General features: G+C 71.3%; 14 protein-coding genes. 11 read left to right on the forward strand and 3 right to left on the reverse strand.

Translation table 11 applies throughout. The features are described from left to right. Nucleotides 1-444 precede the first annotated feature (444 nt). Entirely contained in the window at nt 445-1,017 is a 573-nt protein-coding gene (locus ACIHCM_RS21770) for an NADAR family protein (protein ID WP_399898226.1), read from the reverse strand. 211 nt (nt 1,018-1,228) lie between these two features. Here ACIHCM_RS21770 and ACIHCM_RS21775 point away from each other — a divergent pair, with 211 nt between their 5' ends. The 8 genes from ACIHCM_RS21775 (at nt 1,229) to ACIHCM_RS21810 (ending at nt 10,862) form a co-directional block, all read left to right on the forward strand. Next, complete coding sequence (locus ACIHCM_RS21775; protein WP_399898228.1) at nt 1,229-2,764, forward strand: gamma-aminobutyraldehyde dehydrogenase; 1,536 nt, start codon at nt 1,229-1,231, stop codon at nt 2,762-2,764. Between the two features lie 53 nt (nt 2,765-2,817). Further along, nucleotides 2,818-4,062 (forward strand): PotD/PotF family extracellular solute-binding protein, encoded by a 1,245-nt coding sequence (locus ACIHCM_RS21780; protein WP_399898230.1) that lies wholly within the window; start codon nt 2,818-2,820, stop codon nt 4,060-4,062. Nucleotides 4,063-4,070: 8 nt separating this feature from the next. Continuing rightward, nucleotides 4,071-5,219: an ABC transporter ATP-binding protein gene (locus tag ACIHCM_RS21785; RefSeq protein ID WP_399898287.1), complete on the forward strand. Its 1,149-nt coding sequence runs from the start codon at nt 4,071-4,073 to the stop codon at nt 5,217-5,219. Continuing rightward, nucleotides 5,219-6,145, forward strand: coding sequence for an ABC transporter permease (locus ACIHCM_RS21790; RefSeq protein ID WP_399898232.1), 927 nt, complete (start codon nt 5,219-5,221; stop codon nt 6,143-6,145). The genes ACIHCM_RS21785 and ACIHCM_RS21790 overlap by 1 nt, the downstream gene beginning before the upstream one ends. Then, nucleotides 6,146-6,946, forward strand: a complete 801-nt coding sequence (locus tag ACIHCM_RS21795) for an ABC transporter permease (RefSeq protein WP_399898234.1) — start codon at nt 6,146-6,148, stop codon at nt 6,944-6,946. 23 nt (nt 6,947-6,969) lie between these two features. Next, entirely contained in the window at nt 6,970-8,400 is a 1,431-nt protein-coding gene (locus tag ACIHCM_RS21800; RefSeq protein ID WP_399898236.1) for an NAD(P)/FAD-dependent oxidoreductase, read from the forward strand. Nucleotides 8,401-8,531: 131 nt separating this feature from the next. Next, nucleotides 8,532-9,002 carry a hypothetical protein gene (locus ACIHCM_RS21805; RefSeq protein WP_399898238.1) on the forward strand — a complete coding sequence of 157 codons (471 nt, stop codon included), beginning with the start codon at nt 8,532-8,534 and terminating at the stop codon, nt 9,000-9,002. Between the two features lie 69 nt (nt 9,003-9,071). Then, the gene (locus ACIHCM_RS21810) at nt 9,072-10,862 is read left to right on the forward strand and encodes a chitinase (protein ID WP_399898240.1); all 1,791 of its coding nucleotides are present in this window, start codon (nt 9,072-9,074) and stop codon (nt 10,860-10,862) included. On the opposite strand, the gene ACIHCM_RS21815 is transcribed toward ACIHCM_RS21810, so the two are convergent. Both ACIHCM_RS21815 and gabT read right to left on the reverse strand, forming a co-directional pair. Beyond that, nucleotides 10,801-11,445, reverse strand: coding sequence for a phosphatase PAP2 family protein (locus tag ACIHCM_RS21815; protein WP_399898242.1), 645 nt, complete (start codon nt 11,443-11,445; stop codon nt 10,801-10,803). The two genes, ACIHCM_RS21810 and ACIHCM_RS21815, sit on opposite strands and share 62 nt — an antisense overlap. A gap of 427 nt (nt 11,446-11,872) precedes the next feature. Then, on the reverse strand, nt 11,873-13,207 hold the full coding sequence (gene gabT / locus ACIHCM_RS21820; RefSeq protein ID WP_399898244.1) for a 4-aminobutyrate--2-oxoglutarate transaminase: 1,335 nt from the start codon (nt 13,205-13,207) through the stop codon (nt 11,873-11,875). A 284-nt stretch (nt 13,208-13,491) separates the two neighbouring features. On the opposite strand from gabT, the gene ACIHCM_RS21825 reads away from it, so the two are divergent. From ACIHCM_RS21825 to ACIHCM_RS21835, 3 genes are all read left to right on the forward strand, one after another. Further along, nucleotides 13,492-15,606, forward strand: coding sequence for an ATP-binding protein (locus ACIHCM_RS21825; protein ID WP_399898246.1), 2,115 nt, complete (start codon nt 13,492-13,494; stop codon nt 15,604-15,606). Between the two features lie 127 nt (nt 15,607-15,733). Beyond that, the gene (locus tag ACIHCM_RS21830) at nt 15,734-17,302 is read left to right on the forward strand and encodes a PucR family transcriptional regulator (protein ID WP_399898248.1); all 1,569 of its coding nucleotides are present in this window, start codon (nt 15,734-15,736) and stop codon (nt 17,300-17,302) included. Between the two features lie 169 nt (nt 17,303-17,471). After that, nucleotides 17,472-18,917, forward strand: a complete 1,446-nt coding sequence (locus ACIHCM_RS21835) for an aldehyde dehydrogenase family protein (protein ID WP_399898250.1) — start codon at nt 17,472-17,474, stop codon at nt 18,915-18,917. The last annotated feature ends 84 nt before the right edge of the window (nt 18,918-19,001 follow it).

Raw genomic sequence — 19,001 nt, forward strand, 5'->3', positions numbered from 1 at the left:
GGGCGACCCCCGGCTCGGGCCTCGGCGTGGTCGTAGCCCGGGTGCCCCAGCCGGCCACGAGGCCGGCGCCCGCACCAACTGCAGGCCCGCGGTACGGCGTCTCCCCAACCGACACCTGGGTTGGAGCTGGCGCGCATAGCTGAATCCTGGCTACGGGCCGGAAACTCGCGCGGGGATTGGCCCCCACGGCCGGAAGCCCTGTGCCGGTGCCCCAGCCGGGACATCCGGTTGGCCTGCACCAGCCGGAAGCCCCTCCCGGCGCCAAAGATGCCTCTCGGCTGAGCGCCCCTGGGCCGGCGCCCCGCCGGTCCTCATGAGTTGCCGCCCGGGATGCCGCTGGGTGGCTGCCCCCGCAGGTCCGCCCGAGCCGCCTCCCGGCAATCCCCCTAAGACAGCGCCGCCCCCTGAATCGCCGCCCCCCGGCTCCCCGTGAGCGCCCCCTAATCACCCCCCGGCCCGCAACCTCTCCCGTGCCTCCATCAACGCGAACCCCAGGAGATTCAGGCCCCGCCACCGCTCCGGATCGCTCGCGGCCGCGTCGTTCGCGGGCAGGCCGATTCCCCACACCGGGTCCACGGGGCTCGCCTCGACCAGGACCCGCATGCCGGTGCCCAGCAGGAACTCCCGCAGGCCGGCGTCGGCGGCGAACTTGTGGAAGCTGCCCTCGGCCACGATCTTGAAGCGCTCGCGCTCCCACACGGCGCCGTCGAAGCCGCGCACCAGCCGCCCCGCCTTCTTCGCCTCGGCGGGATGCCCGGACGTCAGTACGCGCCGCTCCCCCTCCGCGTCCGCGAAGAGGCGCGCCTTGCGGGCCATCATCCAGTGCTCCGCCGTCGCGTACTCCACTCCGTCCACCGTGAACGGCGCCGGCCACCACTGGCTCAGACAGCTCGCGCCGAGCCGCCCGTCCGCACGGGGCCGGTGCCCCCAGAAGTGCAGATACTTGAGGTGAGCACCCGCACGAACCGCTCTGACCAGCGCCTCCCGGGAGTCGATCACTCCCCCGATCTCTTCCATGCATGGGAGTCTGGCAGGCACCACTGACACTCCGTCCCTCCTTTGCACTGCCGACTCGACACCTGGTCGACAGATTCCGTTGCTTAACCAAAAGGCAACAACGGAATCACTTGTTGGACGACCACCCCTCTGTCAGGATCGGCACTCAAATCGAGCTGGAGCTACGCCACCCGCCCCGAGGGACAGCGGGGCGACGGCGGAGGAGAGCGACATGCACAACCCGGGAAAGAGCACCCCGGAACGATTCCCCGCCCAGGACCTTTTCGCCGACGGGGCCCAGTACATCGCGGGCCGTCTGACGAAGGGCACCTCGGGCCGTACGCACGCGGTCGTCGACCCGGCCACCGGCGAGGAGGTCTTCACCTACGAACTGGCAGGCCCGGACGACGTGGACGCGGCCGTGGCCGCCGCCCGCGAGGCCTTCCCGGCCTGGGCCGGTGCCACGCCCGGCGAGCGTTCCGACGCGCTGCACCGTTTCGCCGCCGTACTCGCCGAGCGCGCCGAGGACTTCGCCCGCGCCGAGTCCCTGCAGTGCGGCAAGCCGCTGAAGCTGACCCGCGAGTTCGACGTGCCGGGCACGATCGACAACACCGCCTTCTTCGCGGGCGCCGCCCGGCACCTGCAGGGCCAGTCGGCCGGTGAGTACTCCGGCGACCACACCTCGTACGTCCGTCGCGAGCCCGTCGGCGTCGTCGGATCGATCGCGCCCTGGAACTACCCCCTGCAGATGGCCGCGTGGAAGGTCCTCCCGGCCGTCGCCGCGGGCAACACCATCGTCCTGAAGCCCGCTGAACTGACCCCTCTGACCTCGCTGCTGTTCGCGCAGGCCGCGACCGAGGCCGGGATCCCGGACGGCGTGATCAACATTGTGACCGGCACGGGCAAGGAGGCGGGCGAGCACCTCGTGGGCCACCCGGACGTGGTCATGACGTCCTTCACCGGCTCCACCGCCGTGGGCAGGCGCGTCGCCGAGATCGCCACCGCCACCGTCAAGCGGCTCCACCTGGAGCTGGGCGGCAAGGCGCCCTTCCTCGTGTTCGACGACGCCGACCTGGAGGCCGCCGCCAACGGCGCGGTCGCGGGCGCGCTGATCAACACCGGCCAGGACTGCACGGCCGCCACGCGCGCGTACGTGCAGCGCCCTCTCTACGAGGCGTTCGTGGAGCGGACCGCCGCCCTCATGGAGAGCGTCCGGCTCGGCGACCCCTTCGCCGCCGGTACCGATCTCGGACCGCTGATCTCACACGCCCAGCGGGACCGCGTCGCCGGTTTCGTCGACCGGGCGCGCGCCTACGCGCGCGTGGTCACCGGTGGCGAGGCGCCCCAGGGCGAGCTCAAGGAGGGCGCGTACTACCGGCCCACGCTCGTCGCGGACGCGCCCCAGGACAGCGAGATCGTCCAGTCCGAGATCTTCGGTCCGGTCCTCGTCGTCCTGCCCTTCGACACCGACGACGACGGCATCCGGCTCGCCAACGACACGCCGTACGGTCTCGCGGCATCCGCCTGGAGCCGTGACGTCTACCGTGCGAACCGCGCCACCCGCGAGATCAAGGCGGGGTGCGTGTGGGTGAACGACCACATCCCGATCATCAGCGAGATGCCGCACGGCGGATACAAGCAGTCCGGCTTCGGCAAGGACATGTCCACCTACTCGTTCGATGAGTACACGCAGCTCAAGCACGTTATGTTCGACAATACGGCGGTCGTTCGCAAGGACTGGCACCGCACGATCTTCGGGGACCGATAACCACGACAGGCCGCCCGAACCGCGGCCGCCCCTCCCGAAAGGGCACCACGCGCATGGAGCAGTACGAGCCCGACCGCCCGTCCGCGGCGCAGGCGGCCGCGATGCGGCGCAGCCTCCGGAGCGGCAGGGCCTCCCTCACCCGCCGTTCACTGCTGCGCGCCTCCACCGGCGGCGCGCTCACCGTCGGCGGCCTGGGAGCGCTGAGCGCCTGCGGCATCCCGCCCGCCGCGCAGAACTCCGGGGTGTCGTCCGAGGACCACTCGGCGAAGGAGAAGACCCTCAGCTTCTCCAACTGGACCGAGTACATGGACGTCGACGAGAGCGGCAAGAGGCATCCCACTCTCGACGAGTTCAAGAAGCGCACCGGCGTCACCGTCAAATACACCGAGGACATCAACGACAACGTCGAGTTCTTCGGCAAGATCAAGCCGCAGCTCGCGGCCGGCCAGGACACCGGCCGTGACCTGATCTGCGTGACCGACTGGCTCGCCGCGCGCCTCATCCGCTTCGGCTGGGTCCAGAAGCTGGACGCGTCCAACCTGCCCACCGCGTACGCCAATCTCTCCCAGCAGTTCCGCAGCCCCGACTGGGATCCGGGGCGGGCCTACTCGTATCCCTGGACCGGTATCTCCACGGTCATCGCCTACAACAAGAAGGCGCTGGACGGGGTCGAGGTCACCTCCGTCTCCGACCTGCTCGACAACCCCAAGCTCAAGGGCCGCGTCGGCTTCCTGTCCGAGATGCGCGACAGCGTCGGCATGACGCTGCTGGACATGGGCAAGGACCCGGGCAGGTTCAGCGACGACGACTTCGACGCGGCGATCGCCCGGATGCAGAAGGCCGTCGACAAGGGCCAGATCCGCCGGTTCACCGGCAACGACTACACCTCGGACCTCTCCAAGGGCGACTTCGCGGCCTGCATCGCCTGGGCCGGCGATGTCGTGCAGCTCAAGGCGGACAGCCCGGACGTCGACTTCGTCATCCCCGACAGCGGCTACATGACGTCGACCGACAACCTCCTGGTGCCCAACAAGGCCCGTCACAAGACCAGCGCCGAGCGGCTCATCGACTTCTATTACGAGCCCGGACCGGCCGCGCAGCTCGCCGCGTACATCAACTACGTGTGCCCGGTCGACGGGGTGAAGGCGGAGCTCGCCAAGATCGACGAGTCGGCGGCCAACAACCCGCTGATCATTCCCGACAAGGACATGGCCGCCAAGTCTCGCGCCTTCCGCTCCCTGAGCTCGAAGGAAGAGACGGCCTACGAAGAGAAGTTCGCGAAGCTCACAGGGGCGTGACGACGACGATGACGACGACGAAGGACAGCAGCGGCGACGTCCGCCTCTCCGGAATCAGCAAGACCTACGGCTCCTTCACCGCCGTGCACCCGCTGGACCTGACGATCCCGGAGGGCTCCTTCTTCGCCCTGCTGGGCGCCTCGGGCTGCGGCAAGACCACAACCCTGCGGATGATCGCGGGACTTGAGGAGCCGACGCGCGGCACGGTCTTCCTCGGCGACCAGGACGTGACCGCGCTGCCGCCGTACAAGCGGCCGGTGAACACGGTGTTCCAGTCCTACGCCCTCTTCCCGCATCTCGACATCTTCGAGAACGTCGCCTTCGGTCTGCGCCGGCGCGGCATCAAGTCGGTGAAGAAGCAGGTCGAGGAGATGCTCGACCTGGTCCAGCTGGGCGAGCAGGCCCGCAAGAAGCCGCACCAGCTCTCCGGCGGCCAGCAGCAGCGCGTCGCTGTCGCCCGTGCCCTGATCAACCACCCCAAGGTGCTGCTCCTCGACGAGCCGCTCGGCGCCCTCGACCTCAAGCTGCGCCGCCAGATGCAGCTGGAGCTCAAGCGCATCCAGACCGAGGTCGGCATCACCTTCGTCCACGTCACGCACGACCAGGAGGAGGCCATGACCATGGCCGACCGCGTCGCCGTGATGAACGCGGGCCGGGTCGAGCAACTCGGCGCCCCCGCGGACCTGTACGAGAACCCGCGCACCACCTTCGTCGCCAACTTCCTCGGCACCTCCAACCTGATCGAGGCCGAGATCGACACCAGCGCGGGCGACGACATCGTCCTCAAGGCGGGCGGCGGAAAGCTCACGCTCCCCGCGGGGCGGTGCACCGCGGCCACGGCGACCGGCGGCAAGGTGCTCGTCGGCGTACGTCCCGAGAAGATCTCCCTCGTCCACGCGGACGACGCCGGTGAGATCCCGGAGGGCCGCAACCGGATCACCGGCACGATCGCCGACGCCAGCTTCATCGGCGTCTCGACGCAGTACGTGATCGACAGCCCCGTCTGTCCCGAGCTCGCCGTCTACGTGCAGAACGTCGAGCGCGACGGCCGCCTCGCCCCCGGCGCCGAGGTCGTCCTGCACTGGAGCCCGGCGCACACCTTCGGCCTGGACGCCACGCAGGACATCGACGCGGGCATCGAGGAGGAGGCCGCCTGATGTCGACGCTCACCGAGGCGCCACCGCCCCTCGCGCCCGCACCGGAGAAGAAGCCGGCGCGCAGGCGCGGCAGACTCACGCCGTACTGGCTGCTGCTGCCCGGCATCCTGTGGCTGATCGTCTTCTTCGCGCTGCCGATGGTCTACCAGGCCTCCACCTCCGTGCAGACGGGCTCCCTGGAGGAGGGCTACGAGGTCACCTGGCACTTCGCCACCTACTGGAACGCCCTGACCGAGTACTGGCCGCAGTTCCTGCGCTCGGTGCTGTACGCCGGTTCCGCCACGATCCTGTGTCTGCTGCTGGGCTATCCGCTGGCGTATCTGATCGCGTTCCGCGCCGGCCGCTGGCGCAACCTGATCATGATCCTGGTGATCGCGCCGTTCTTCACCAGCTTCCTGATCCGCACGCTCGCCTGGAAGACGATCCTCGCGGACGGCAGCCCGGTCGTCGGCGCCCTGAACGCTCTGCATGTCCTGGACGTCACCAGCTGGCTCGGCATGACCGCCGGGGACCGCGTGCTGGCCACCCCGCTGGCGGTGGTCTGCGGTCTGACCTACAACTTCCTGCCGTTCATGATCCTGCCGCTCTACACCTCGCTGGAGCGCATCGACAGCCGGCTGCACGAGGCGGCGAACGATCTGTACGCGAAGCCGTTCACGACCTTCCGGAAGGTGACCTTCCCGCTGTCGATGCCGGGTGTCGTCTCCGGCACGCTGCTGACCTTCATCCCGGCCGCCGGTGACTACGTGAACGCCGATCTGCTCGGCTCCACCGACACCCGCATGATCGGCAACGTCATCCAGTCGCAGTTCCTGCGCATTCTGGACTATCCGACGGCCGCCGCCCTCTCCTTCATCCTGATGTTCGCGATTCTCGTCATGGTGACGCTCTACATCCGCAAGTCCGGCACGGAGGATCTGGTTTAAATGGCCTTCGTCAACTGGCTCAAGCGCCATCTCGTCGTCCTCGCGGGGCTGTTCACGCTTGGATTCCTGCTGCTGCCGAACGTCGTCGTGACGGTCTTCTCCTTCAACCAGCCGAAGGGCCGTTTCAACTACGAGTGGCAGGAATTCTCCACCGCCGCCTGGCGGGACCCGTGCGGAGTCGCCGACCTGTGCGGCTCGCTCTCCCTCAGCCTCCAGATCGCGTTGTGGGCGACGCTGGGCGCCACGCTGCTGGGCGCGATGATCGCCTTCGCCCTCGTCCGGTACCGGTTCCGCGCGCGGGGGGCCATCAACTCGCTGATCTTCCTGCCCATGGCGATGCCCGAGGTGGTGATGGCGGCCTCGCTGCTGACGCTCTTCCTCAACATGGGCGTCCAGTTGGGCTTCTGGACGATCCTGATCGCGCACATCATGTTCTGCCTCAGCTTCGTGGTGACGGCCGTGAAGGCGCGCGTGATGTCGATGGACCCGAAGCTGGAGGAAGCCGCGCGCGATCTGTACGCGGGTCCGTTCCAGACCTTCGTGCGCGTGACCCTGCCGATCGCCGCCCCCGGAATCGCGGCGGGCGCGCTGCTCGCGTTCGCGCTCTCCTTCGACGACTTCATCATCACCAATTTCAATGCGGGTTCGACCGTCACGTTCCCCATGTTCGTCTGGGGCTCCGCGCAGCGCGGAACGCCCGTTCAGATCAATGTCATCGGTACGGCCATGTTCGTGATCGCCGTACTGTTCGTACTGGCCTCGATGGCCATCGGCAGCCGCCGAAAGCGCCAGAAGGCGTAATGCACTCGTAGGGAGTTGAAATCATGGCCCCAAGCGCCATGAGCCGTGGCAACGACAACTGGACGAAATCCCTTTCCGAAGCCCAGCCGGTCGCGTACTGGCTGGACGACCCCGGCAGGCCCCACCCCGAGCCCGCGCTGACCGGCGCTGAGACCTGCGACCTGCTGGTCGTCGGCGGCGGCTACAGCGGACTGTGGACCGCGCTGAACGCCAAGGAGCGCGATCCCGGGCGGGATGTCGTCCTGCTGGAGGGCCGCGAGGTGGGCTGGGCCGCCTCCGGCCGCAACGGCGGCTTCTGCGCCGCCTCCCTCACCCACGGGCTGCCCAACGGCCTGACCCGCTGGCCCGGCGAGATCCACAAGCTCCAGGAGCTGGGCGCCCGCAACCTCGACGGCATCGAGGACGCGGTCGCCCGGTACGCCATCGACTGCGACTTCGAGCGCACCGGCGAGATCGATGTCGCCACCGAGCCGTACCAGGCGCGGGAACTGCGCGACTGGTACGAGGAGATGGACCGCCAGGGCCTCGCCGAGGGCGTGGAGTTCCTGGACGCGGAGGCGGTACGGGCACAGGTGGACTCACCGACGTTCCTGGCGGGCCTGTGGGACCGCCGCGGCGTCGCCATGCTCAACCCCGCCGCACTCGCCTGGGGCCTCAAGCGCGCCTGCCTCGACCTCGGCGTGCGCGTCTTCGAGAACACCCCCGCCCTCACGCTGAAGCCGTACGGCGCCGGAATGGCCGTGCGCACCCCCTACGGCCAGGTACGCGCCCGCAAGGTCGCGCTCGGCACGAACATCTTCCCCAACCTCGTCAAGCGCGTCCGCCCGTACACCGTCCCGGTCTACGACTACGCCCTGATGACCGAACCGCTCACCGCAGAGCAGCTCGGGGCGATCGGCTGGAAGAACCGGCAGGGCCTCGGCGACAGCGCCAACCAGTTCCACTACTTCCGGCTGTCCGCCGGCAACCGCATCCTGTGGGGCGGCTACGACGCGATCTACCCCTACGGCGGCCGGGTCCGCGCCGAGTACGACGACCGGCCGGAGAGCTACGCCAAGCTCGCCGGGCACTTCTTCACCTGCTTCCCGCAGCTGGAGGGGATCCGCTTCACCCACGCGTGGGGCGGCGCCATCGACACCTGTTCACGCTTCTCGGCCTTCTTCGGCACCGCGCACGGCGGCAAGGTCGCCTACGCGGCGGGCTACACGGGCCTCGGCGTGGGCGCGACCCGCTTCGGCGCCGATGTGATGCTGGACCTGCTGGCGGGGGAGCGGACCGAGCGCACGGAGCTGGAGATGGTGCGCAGGAAGCCGCTGCCGTTCCCGCCGGAGCCGTTCGCCTGGACCGGTATCGCCCTCACCAAGTGGTCGCTGGCCCGGGCGGACGCCCAGGGCGGGCGGCGCAACCTGTGGCTGCGCGCCATGGACCGGCTCGGGCTCGGCTTCGACAGCTGAGGGTGCCGTCCGCTTCCTCCTGTGACCCGGTTCACCCGATCCGGGTGCCGCAACCCGCGTAATGCCCGGGCCGGACCTCCCTCTCTCCGGTGACGCGAGAAGCGTCGACGCGAAGAGAGGGAGGTCTCCTCATGACAGGGGCGAACGCGGCGGTGGAGTGGCTGGCCTCCGTCGCACCGGACCCCGTGGCCTGCCGCTGGGAATGGGAGCGCAACCCCCTGGGGGTCGCGCTGCTGCCCGCCGGCCGGGCCTGGGACGTACTGATCCTGCCGGGCGAGCTCGGCTATCCCACGCTCGACGTCCTCACCCGCATCCTCGGCCGGCCCGGCCCGGTGCTGGTCGACTTCGGCGACGCCAGGATGGGCTTCCTCGTGCCGCCCGGCACGGCGTCCCGCTGGCTCGGCACGGGCATCCGCACCGCCGGCGCCGGCACCTGGATCGTCGTCCCGTACCCGGGCCGTGCGACCGGCGGAGTGCGCTGGCTGTTCCCGCCGGACGGCTCGGGCACCCTGACGGACCCGGCCCTGCTGGAACTGGCGATGCACGAGGCCGCGGCAGGCCTGGCGACGGAACAGGGGGGACCGGCCGGCGGGAACACTTGACAAGAGGATTGGTCTGGACCAAGTTGTGGGCGCTCCACCCCTCCAATTCCCCCCTGCCTGGAGGCACTTGTGGACCGCTTCCGACCCCTCGCCCTGCTCGCCGCCGCGGCGGTGACCCTGTCCGGCGTCACGGCGCTCTCGTCGGCCGCCCGTGCCGCCGACGCGGACCTCGTGCGCAACGGCGGCTTCGAGTCCGGCCTCGACGGCTGGACCTGCTCCTCCGGTACGACGGTCGGCTCACCCGTGCGCAGCGGCACCTCCGCGCTGAAGGCGACCCCGGCAGGCGGCGACAACGCCCGGTGCGCACAGACGGTGACCGTGAAGCCCGACTCCTCCTACACGCTCAGCGGCCACGTCCGCGGCTCCTACGTCTACCTGGGCGCCTCCGGCACCGGCACCACCGACGTCTCCACCTGGACCCAGTCCGCCCCCGACTGGCAGCGGCTGACCACCACCTTCCGCACCGGCCCGGCCACCACCCGCGTCACGATCTACACGCACGGCTGGTACGGCACCGGCGCCTACCACGCCGACGACATCACGCTCGTCGGACCGGCCGTCGACACCGGGCAGCCGCCCGCCGCGCCGACCGGCCTGAGGACCGGCTCGGTCACCTCCTCCAGCGTCTCCCTGTCCTGGTCGGCGGTGCCGGGTGCCACCGGATACGCCGTGTACCGCGACGGGGCGAAGGTCCGGACGGTGACCGGTACCTCGGCCACCGTGACCGGACTGTCCCCCTCGACGGCGTACGCCTTCCAGGTCGCGGCGGTCAACGACGCCGGGGAGTCGGCGAGATCGGCGACCGTGACCGCGACCACCGCGCAGGACGGTGGCGGCTCCCCGGACCTCCCGCCGCACGCCCTCGTGGGCTATCTGCACGCGAGCTTCGCCAACGGCTCCGGCTACACCCGCCTCGCCGACGTCCCCGACAGCTGGGACGTCATCGACCTGGCCTTCGGTGAGCCGACCTCGGTCACCTCCGGCGACATCCGCTTCGAGCGGTGCCCGGTGACCGCTTGCCCGAACGTCGAGTCCGACGCCGAGTTCAAGGCGGCGATCCGGGCCAAGCAGGCGGCCGGGAAGAAGGTACTGATCTCGATCGGCGGCCAGAACGGCCAGGTGCAGCTCACCACGACCGCCGCCCGCGACACCTTTGTCTCGTCCGTCTCGAAGATCATCGACGAGTACGGCCTCGACGGCCTCGACATCGACTTCGAGGGGCACTCGCTGTCACTGAACGCCGACGACACCGACTTCAAGAACCCGAAGACACCGGTCATCGTGCACCTGATCTCGGCACTGAAGACCCTGAAGGCCCGATACGGCGACGACTTCGTGCTGACGATGGCGCCGGAGACCTTCTTCGTACAGCTCGGTCACCAGTACTACGGCACCGGCAAGTGGGGCGGCCAGGACCCGAGGGCGGGCGCCTACCTCCCGGTGATCCACGCGCTGCGCGACGACCTCACCCTGCTGCACGTCCAGGACTACAACTCCGGCCCGATCATGGGCCTCGACAACCAGTACCACGCCATGGGCGGCGCCGACTTCCACATCGCCATGACCGACATGCTGCTCACCGGCTTCCCCGTCGCCGGCGACCAGAACGACGTCTTCCCGCCGCTGCGCCCGGACCAGGTCGCGATCGGCATGCCGGCGTCCACGCACGCGGGGAACGGTCATGTCCCGCCGGCCGAGGTCGTCAAGACCCTCGACTGCCTGACGAAGCGGACCAGTTGCGGGGGGTACGCCACCCACGGCACCTGGCCCGCCCTGCGCGGCCTGATGACGTGGTCGATCAACTGGGACCGGTTCTCGAACTGGGAGTTCCAGCGGACGTTCGACGGCTACTTCGGCTGAGGACGCGCACGTAGCACGCCAGCAGCACCGCGCAGAGGCACCAACTGGCCACGACGTCCAGTGGCCAGTGGTAGCCGCGGCGCACCAGTCCGCACGAGACGCCGAGCACCACGGCGGCGCACCCGGCGACCAGCGCGCGGCGCGTGGCCACCGAGCGCAGCCGCGGGAGGAGGAGCAGGGCCGCGCAGCCGTAGGCGATCGCGGCGGTGGCGGTGTGGCCGGAAGGGTAATAGCCGGTGGCCGGCGGGACCGCCGGCGTACCGGGCCGGTCGGTCAGCTCCTTGAGGGGGACGACGAGGGCGGGCACCAGCGTCATCAGGACGACGGCGGCCGTGCCCGGCAGCCACCAGCGTGGCGCCCCCGTGTCCCGGGCACGCCAGGCGGTGTACCCGGCGGCCAGGACCAGCACGGGGACGGCCACTTGGACGTTGCCCAGATCGGCGAGGAGTTCGGAGAGCCGGTCCGGCCGGACGAGCGCGACGCTGAGCCGCTCGTCCAGCCGCACCAGCGGACCGTCGGCGACGACCTGCCAGGTGATCAGCAAGAAGAGGAGGGCGGGCAGGGCGAGCAGCAGAGGAAACACGGGGACCAGCTTCGCAGGTGGCGCCGCGGGAGCGACACAGGTCTGGACCACTGATGGCGCCGGACACGCGGAAGGGCCGGCGCAAGGGGGGGGGATGTGCGCCGGCCCTTCAGGGGCGTACCGCTCCCAGGCGGCCGTCCGGACCGGAACGTCGCACGCCCCGGGGGGTTTGGGGCGGGCGACCGTCCGATCGGTGAGGAGATCCGGAACCGAGGGCTCCGGGGTGTGCGCGAGGGCACGACCAGGTCGAAGCTGGGGAGGCCTCGCCCTGTCACCCGCGGTTCCCCGCGGGTGGGGTGTATCTCTCAACTGAGAAGAACCTACGACAGGGCCGACGGGTGCGACAGACGGATTCCCGACCCGCCATCCACCTCGCACACGTTCTTCACACGCCCTGCCGTGGGCTCAAGGATGAACAGTCCCGCGCTCAGATGCGCGCGAAGGCCTGCTCGATGATGTCGAGGCCCTCGTTCAGCAGGTCCTCGCCGATGACCAGCGGCGGCAGGAAGCGCAGCACGTTGCCGTAGGTGCCACAGGTCAGGACCAGCAGGCCCTCGGCGTGGCAGGCCTTGGCGAGCGCGGCGGTGGCCTCGGGGTTCGGCTCCTTGGTGGCGCGGTCCTTGACCAGCTCGATGGCGATCATGGCGCCCCGGCCGCGGATGTCGCCGATGATGTCGAACTTCTCGGCCATGGCGGAGAGGCGGCTCTTCATGACCGCCTCGATGTCCTTCGCCCTGGCGTTGAGGTCCAGCTCCTTCATCGTCTCGATGGCGCCCAGCGCGCCGGCGCAGGCGACCGGGTTGCCGCCGTAGGTGCCGCCCAGGCCGCCGGCGTGCGCGGCGTCCATGATCTCGGCGCGGCCGGTGACGGCGGCGAGCGGCAGGCCGCCCGCGATGCCCTTGGCGGTCGTGATCAGGTCGGGGACGATGCCCTCGTCCTCGCAGGCGAACCACTGGCCGGTGCGGCAGAAGCCGGACTGGATCTCGTCGGCGACGAAGACGATGCCGTTGTCGTTCGCGAACTTCACGATCTCCGGCAGGAAGCCCTTGGCCGGCTCGATGAAGCCGCCCTCGCCCAGCACCGGCTCGATGATGATCGCGGCGACGTTGTCCGCGCCGACCTGCTTGCTGATCTGGTCGATGGCCTGCTTGGCCGCCTCCGGACCGGCGTTCTCCGGGCCGGTCGGCCAGCGGTAGCCGTAGGCCACCGGCACTCGGTAGACCTCGGGCGCGAACGGGCCGAAGCCGTGCTTGTACGGCATGTTCTTGGCGGTCAGCGCCATCGTGAGGTTGGTGCGGCCGTGGTAGCCGTGGTCGAAGACGACGACGGCCTGGCGCTTGGTGTGCGCGCGGGCGATCTTGACGGCGTTCTCGACGGCCTCGGCGCCGGAGTTGAACAGCGCGGTCTTCTTGGCGTGGTCACCCGGGGTCAGCTCGGCCAGGGCCTCGGCGACCTCGACGTAGCCCTCGTACGGCGTGACCATGAAACAGGTGTGCGTGAAGTCGGCGAGCTGGGCGCTCGCGCGGCGTACGACGGCCTCGGCTGAGGCGCCGACCGACGTCACCGCGATACCGGAACCGAAGTCGATCAGGCGGTTGCCGTCGACGTCCTCGATGATCCCGCCGCCCGCGCGGGCGGTGAACACCGGCAGCACGGAGCCCACGCCCTGGGCGACCACGGCGGTACGGCGGGCCTGCAGCTCCTGCGACTTCGGGCCGGGGATGGCGGTGACGACGCGGCGCTCCTGCGGGATTGCGGTCATGAGGGCTCCCTGATGATCTTGCATACCGGCCACTTCCGGACAAGCCGGATGTTCCGGGTGGGGATTTCGGACGCTTGCCTTGTTTCTTCGCAGGCTAGAGCCGGGAATGGGGTGGGGGCATGCTCCATGTGGGCGGTGTCGCGAGAACGGCTTGTCCGTGGTGGACATGGCGAGGGGAGAACGCGTCGGCACCACCCCGGCGCGCAATCGCCGAACTGCCCTTGCGGGGGCGTTAGATTGGCTCGCTGATGGTGGACGGAGCGGCTGGTCAGGGGGCAAGGGCGATGGACAGCGACGGGACGCAGGACGCGCGGCGCGCACAGGCGAACCCGGTGCCGCGGCCGGCCGGGCCGCCGGAACCCCCCGCCGTGCCGCCGAGGCCGTCGGCGCCACCCCGGCCGGACGGGTCCGCCTTCCTCGCCTGGCTGCGCACGCCCCGGCCGGAGGCGGCACCCGGCGTGTGGCGCTTCGGCCACCGGCCGCGGCCCGACGAGGAGCCGGAGGTCATCCCCGGCCGCCAGCTGATCAGCGGGGCGCTGATCGCCTTCCTGGTGGGATGGCTGATCTGGTCGCTGCTGTGGAACGGCTACCTCGGCGGCTGGTGGCTGCTCCCGCTGTACGCGATGATCCCCGACTCCTGGGCCGAGCCGCACAGCTTCGGCGCCGTCGTGGCCGTGTACGCCTACTACGTCGTCATCGCGCTGATCATCATGGTCGGCGTCGGCCGGCTCGGGCGCTGGGGCGAGATCTGGCGCCGCTACGGGCCGCCCGCCTGGCGCCGGAGCGCCGCCCCGGAGCAGCCGCGCCAGCCGGTGGCGGAGCAGGACCCCGCCGCATGGCCCGCCCTGCGTGCCGCCGGCGCGGCCGACGCCGCCGACCGGCTCGCCGCCGACGCGCGCTCCGGTCTGATGCGGGACGTGGACCACGCCCGGATCGCACGCGCCTGGCAGGGCGTCCGCAGCGGCCGGCACGACCTGGCCACCTTCACCTCGGCCGTGCTCAGGGACGGCGCCGCCGCCTGCCTGCACCCGTCGGGGGAACGTGATCTGCCCGCCCGGCTCGCCCGCCACGACCTGATCACCGGCCAGGTCAGGCTCGGCACCACCGCCGACGACCCCCGCAACCCCTACGCCTACCGCGGTACCGGCCTCGCCCTCGGCCCCGACCTGCTCGGCACCTCGCTCCTTGCCGTCGGCCCGGCGGGCTCCGGCAAGACCGGCACCGTCGTCCGTCCGCTCGCCGAGTCGCTGTGCCTGCACGCGCTCGCGGGACGGGCCGCCGTCGTCGTGGTCGGCGCGGCGGGCGCCGGGCTCGGCCCGGCCGACGCCTACGACGTCGTCGTACGCATCGGAAACCCGGACTCCGTCCACGACCTCGACCTGTACGGCGGCACCACCGACCCCGACGAGGCCGCGGCCGTACTGGCCGAGGCGCTCGTCGGGGATCTCGCTGATGGGCACCCAGGCAGCGACAGCCGGCGCTCCACCACCGTGCTGGGCCAGCTCCTCGGACCGTTCCGCGCCGTCCACGGCCGCTTCCCCTCCGTACCCGAACTGCGCCAGCTCCTCGACGGCGCGCCCGGCCCGATGAGCGAGCTGCGTACGGCGCTGGAGAACTCCGGGCAGGACTCCCTGCTGCGTGAGCTCGACGCCCGCGAGCGCCAGTCTGGCCACCCGGGAGACGTGGCCGCGGTGCTCGCCGACCGGGTGGCGCTGCTGGACCGCCCCGCCTTCGCCGGGTTCTTCGACACCTCCGGACAGTCCCGGCCGTTCTCGCTCAAGGCGCTCGACCACCCCGTGCGGGTCCGCGTCGACCTGCCCGAACGCGGGCACGCGGACGCCTCCCGGATCCTGGCGCGGCTGGTCCTCGCCCAGTTCACGGCGAGCGTGTCGGTACGGGAGGACCGGTCGCTGTTCGCCTGCCTGGTCCTGGACGACGCGACGGGCGTGGTGACGCCGGAGGCCGTGCGCGGTATCCAGCGGCTGCGCTCGGCACACGCCGGAGCCGTACTGACGCTGCGCACCCTGGACGACGTACCGCGCCCGCTGCGTGGCCCGCTGCTCGGCACCACCGGATGCCGGGTCGCGCTGTCCGGGCTCACCCCGTGGGACGGCCAGGACTTCGCCGAGGTGTGGGGCAAGGAGTGGACCGAGACACGGGACGTCACCGACCGGCAGATCATCGCGGAGACCCCGGCGGGCAAGGCCGTGCACGTGCTGCGCCGGGTGATCACCGGGAAGGCGCCCACCGCGCGGGCGGTCACCGTCCGGCAGGTCGAGCGGGAGCGCTGGTCCGCCTCCGAACTGGCGCACGCGGTGCCGCCGGGGCACGCCGTGCTGTCGCTCACGAACGTCAAGGGCGAGCACGCCCCTCCGCTGCTGGTGGACCTGCGCGACTGAGAAATCCGGGATCCCGGGCCCGTACGGTAAGGCAGAATCGACACAGGTCGTTCATACGCGGCGGCCAAAAGATCACAACGATCAGCCGATCTCCGTAGACCCGTAGCGCCCCCGATCTGAAGGCCTCATGCCCCCCACGCTCGCCTCCCTCGTCCACCACTCCGCGCTCAAACTCACCGTGCGGGCGGGCGGGGACCGCCTCGACGTGCCCGTGCGCTGGGCACATGTCAGCGAGCTCGCCGACCCGGTGCCGTACATGGAGGGCGGCGAACTGCTGCTGATCACCGCGCTCAAGCTGGACGCGGAGGACCCGCAGGCCATGCGGCGCTATGTGAAGCGACTGGCCGGGGCGGGCGTCGTCGGACTGGGCTTCGCGGTCGGGGTGAACTACGACGAGATCCCCGAAGCGCTCGTCCACGCCGCCGACGAGGAGGGCCTGCCCCTGCTGGAGGTACCCCGCCGCACCCCGTTCCTCGCCATCACCAAGGCCGTGTCGGCCGCCATCGCCGCCGACCAGTACCGGGCGGTGACGGCAGGGTTCGCGGCGCAGCGGGAGCTGACCAAGCAGGCGCTGAGCGAGGGCCCCGAGGGGCTCCTGGCCGCACTCGCCGCGCAGGTCGACGGATGGGCGGCGCTGTACGACGCCTCGGGCGCCGTCGTGGCCGCCGCGCCGGAGTGGGCCGGCCGGCGGGCCGCCCGGCTCACGGCGGACGTGGAGCGGCTGCGGGAGCGGTCCGCGCCGGCCAGCTCGGTCGTCGGCGGGCCCGAGCACGAGGACCGCGTCGAGCTGCACACCATCGGCACCGGCCGCCGCCCGCGCGCGGCACTCGCCGTCGGCACGGCCGCGGCCCTCGGCACCGCCGAGCGCTACGCCCTCCACTCGGCCATCGCCCTGCTCACCCTGACCACCGAACGCTCCCGCTCCCTCCAGGCCGCCGAGCAGCGGATCGGGGCGGCCGTGCTGCGCATGCTCCTCGCCGGTCAGCCCGACCACGCCCGCGCCGTCGCCGGTGACCTGTACGGCGGCCTCCTCGACGCCCCCTACCGGATCGTCCTGGCCGAGTGCGCCTCGGGGCACGCCGGCATCGCCGAGGCCGTGGAGGCGGCCACCGCCCGGTCCGGGGAGTCGGTGCTGGCCGTACCCGAGGGCGACGGGGAGCGGCTGGTGGTGCTGGCGGCCGACGGGGGCGCGGCGGTGGCGGCGTGCGTGGAGTACGCGGCCGCCCGCGAGGCGGCGCGGGCGGGCCAGGAGCCGATGGCGGGCGAGGAGGACGACCTGGTCGTCGGCCTCTCCGCACCGGCCGGCCCGATCGCGGCGGCGGCCGCCTACAAGCAGGCCCAGCAGGCGCTGTCGGTGGCCCGGCGCCGGGGCCGGGTGCTGGTCGAGCACGAGCAGCTGGCGGCCGGGTCGGTCCTGCCGCTCCTCGCCGACGACGCGGTCCGGGCCTTCGCGGACGGCCTGCTGCGCGCGCTGCACGAGCACGACGCCACGGGGCGCGGCGATCTGGTCGCCTCCCTGCGGGCCTGGCTGTCCCGGCACGGCCAGTGGGACGCGGCGGCCGCCGACCTCGGTGTCCACCGGCACACGCTGCGCTACCGGATGCGGCGCGTGGAGGAGATCCTCGGCCGGTCGCTGGACGATCCGGATGTCCGGATGGAGCTGTGGCTGGCGCTGAAGGCGACGTCGGCGGAGTAGCCCTTCCGTGCCGCCGGTGCCGGGGCACGCGTGACGGCAGTCCAAACCGGCGTACCCCCGCCCTGCACTGCTACGGATCGGACAACCGCGCCCCTTGCCCCCCACACCTACCGTTGACCTGGAACGCCGAACTCCAAGCACACCTCAACGCGGAAGGGCCGGGACTCCTATGACCGCCACCCACGCCTTCTGGCTCGCCGGCCGCCAGGCCACCGGCCAGGACAGCTTCGACGTCACCTCCCCGTGGGACGGCCGGCTCGTCGGCAAGGTCAGCGTGCCCACCGACGCGCAGGTCGAAGAGGCCGTTGCCGCCGCCTACGCCGTCCGGGACGAGTTCGCCGCCACCCCGGCGCACGTCCGCGCCGCCGCCCTCGACCACGTGAGCAGGCGGCTGGTCGAGCGCACCGAGGAGATAGCCCAGCTGATCTCCGCCGAGAACGGCAAGCCGATCAAGTGGGCGCGTGGCGAGGTCGGCCGTGCGGTGTCCGTGTTCCGGTTCGCCGCCGAGGAGGCCCGCCGGTTCAACGGCGGTGACGCCCAGCGTCTCGACACCGACGCCGGCGGTCAGGGCCGCCTCGCCCTGACCCGGCGCTTCCCGAAGGGCGTCGTCCTCGGCATCGCCCCGTTCAACTTCCCGCTGAACCTGTGCGCCCACAAGGTCGCCCCGGCCATCGCCGCCGGCGCCCCGATCATCCTCAAGCCGGCGCCGGCCACGCCGCTCTCCGGCCTGATCATCGGTGACCTGCTCGCCGAGACCGACCTGCCGGCCGGCTCCTGGAGCATCCTGCCGGTGCCCAACGAGGCGATGCCCGCCCTCGTCCAGGACGAGCGGCTGCCGGTCATCTCCTTCACCGGTTCCGAGAAGGTCGGCTACGCGATCATGGACTCGGTCCCGCGCAAGCACTGCACCCTGGAGCTGGGCGGCAACGGCGCGGCCGTCGTCCTCGCCGACTACGCCTCCGACGAGGACCTGGACTGGGCCGCGAACCGCATCGCCACCTTCTCCAACTACCAGGGCGGCCAGTCCTGCATCTCGGTGCAGCGCGTGATCGCCGACGCGTCGGTGTACGACCGTCTCCTCCCGCGCATCGTCGCCGCCGTCGAGGCCCTGGTCACCGGCGACCCGTCCGACGCCGGCACGGATGTCGGCCCGCTGGTCAGCGAGGACGCCGCCAAGCGCGTCGAGTCCTGGGTCGACGAGGCGGTCGGGGCCGGCGCCAAGCTGCTCGCCGGCGGCAAGCGCGACGGCGCCTCCTACGCGCCGACCGTCCTCACCGAGGTGCCCGCCGACGCCACGATCGCCTGCGAGGAGGTCTTCGGCCCGGTCCTGACGGTGCAGAAGGTTCAGGGCGAGTCCGAGGCCTTCGCCGCCGTCAACGACTCCAAGTACGGCCTCCAGGCGGGCGTCTTCACGCACGACCTCCAGGCCGCCTTCCGCGCCCACCGCGCTCTCGAGGTCGGCGGCGTCGTCGTCGGCGACGTGCCCTCCTACCGCGCCGACCAGATGCCCTACGGCGGCGTCAAGCAGTCGGGCGTCGGCCGCGAGGGCGTCCGCTACGCGATGGACGACTACACCTACGAGCGCGTCCTGGTCCTCACCGGCCTGGCCCTCTGACCCCTCCCAGCCCAACGGCCGGAGCCCACTTGTGCGGGGGCTCCGGCCGTTGTCGTGCGCCTGCACTCTCACCTGTGACAACTG

The sequence above is a fragment of the Streptomyces sp. NPDC052023 genome (genome assembly GCF_044548465.1).
GTDB lineage: Bacteria > Actinomycetota > Actinomycetes > Streptomycetales > Streptomycetaceae > Streptomyces.

Bases quoted from the DNA above. Each gene is read 5' to 3' on its own strand.
- ACIHCM_RS21790 (WP_399898232.1), top strand. From the start codon at position 5,219: ATGTCGACGCTCACCGAGGCGCCACCGCCCCTCGCGCCCGCACCGGAG.
- ACIHCM_RS21805 (WP_399898238.1), top strand. From the start codon at position 8,532: ATGACAGGGGCGAACGCGGCGGTGGAGTGGCTGGCCTCCGTCGCACCG.
- ACIHCM_RS21825 (WP_399898246.1), top strand. From the start codon at position 13,492: ATGGACAGCGACGGGACGCAGGACGCGCGGCGCGCACAGGCGAACCCG.
- ACIHCM_RS21800 (WP_399898236.1), top strand. From the start codon at position 6,970: ATGGCCCCAAGCGCCATGAGCCGTGGCAACGACAACTGGACGAAATCC.
- ACIHCM_RS21775 (WP_399898228.1), top strand. From the start codon at position 1,229: ATGCACAACCCGGGAAAGAGCACCCCGGAACGATTCCCCGCCCAGGAC.
- gabT (WP_399898244.1), bottom strand. From the start codon at position 13,207: ATGACCGCAATCCCGCAGGAGCGCCGCGTCGTCACCGCCATCCCCGGC.
- ACIHCM_RS21780 (WP_399898230.1), top strand. From the start codon at position 2,818: ATGGAGCAGTACGAGCCCGACCGCCCGTCCGCGGCGCAGGCGGCCGCG.
- ACIHCM_RS21770 (WP_399898226.1), bottom strand. From the start codon at position 1,017: ATGGAAGAGATCGGGGGAGTGATCGACTCCCGGGAGGCGCTGGTCAGA.
- ACIHCM_RS21795 (WP_399898234.1), top strand. From the start codon at position 6,146: ATGGCCTTCGTCAACTGGCTCAAGCGCCATCTCGTCGTCCTCGCGGGG.
- ACIHCM_RS21785 (WP_399898287.1), top strand. From the start codon at position 4,071: ATGACGACGACGAAGGACAGCAGCGGCGACGTCCGCCTCTCCGGAATC.
- ACIHCM_RS21835 (WP_399898250.1), top strand. From the start codon at position 17,472: ATGACCGCCACCCACGCCTTCTGGCTCGCCGGCCGCCAGGCCACCGGC.
- ACIHCM_RS21830 (WP_399898248.1), top strand. From the start codon at position 15,734: ATGCCCCCCACGCTCGCCTCCCTCGTCCACCACTCCGCGCTCAAACTC.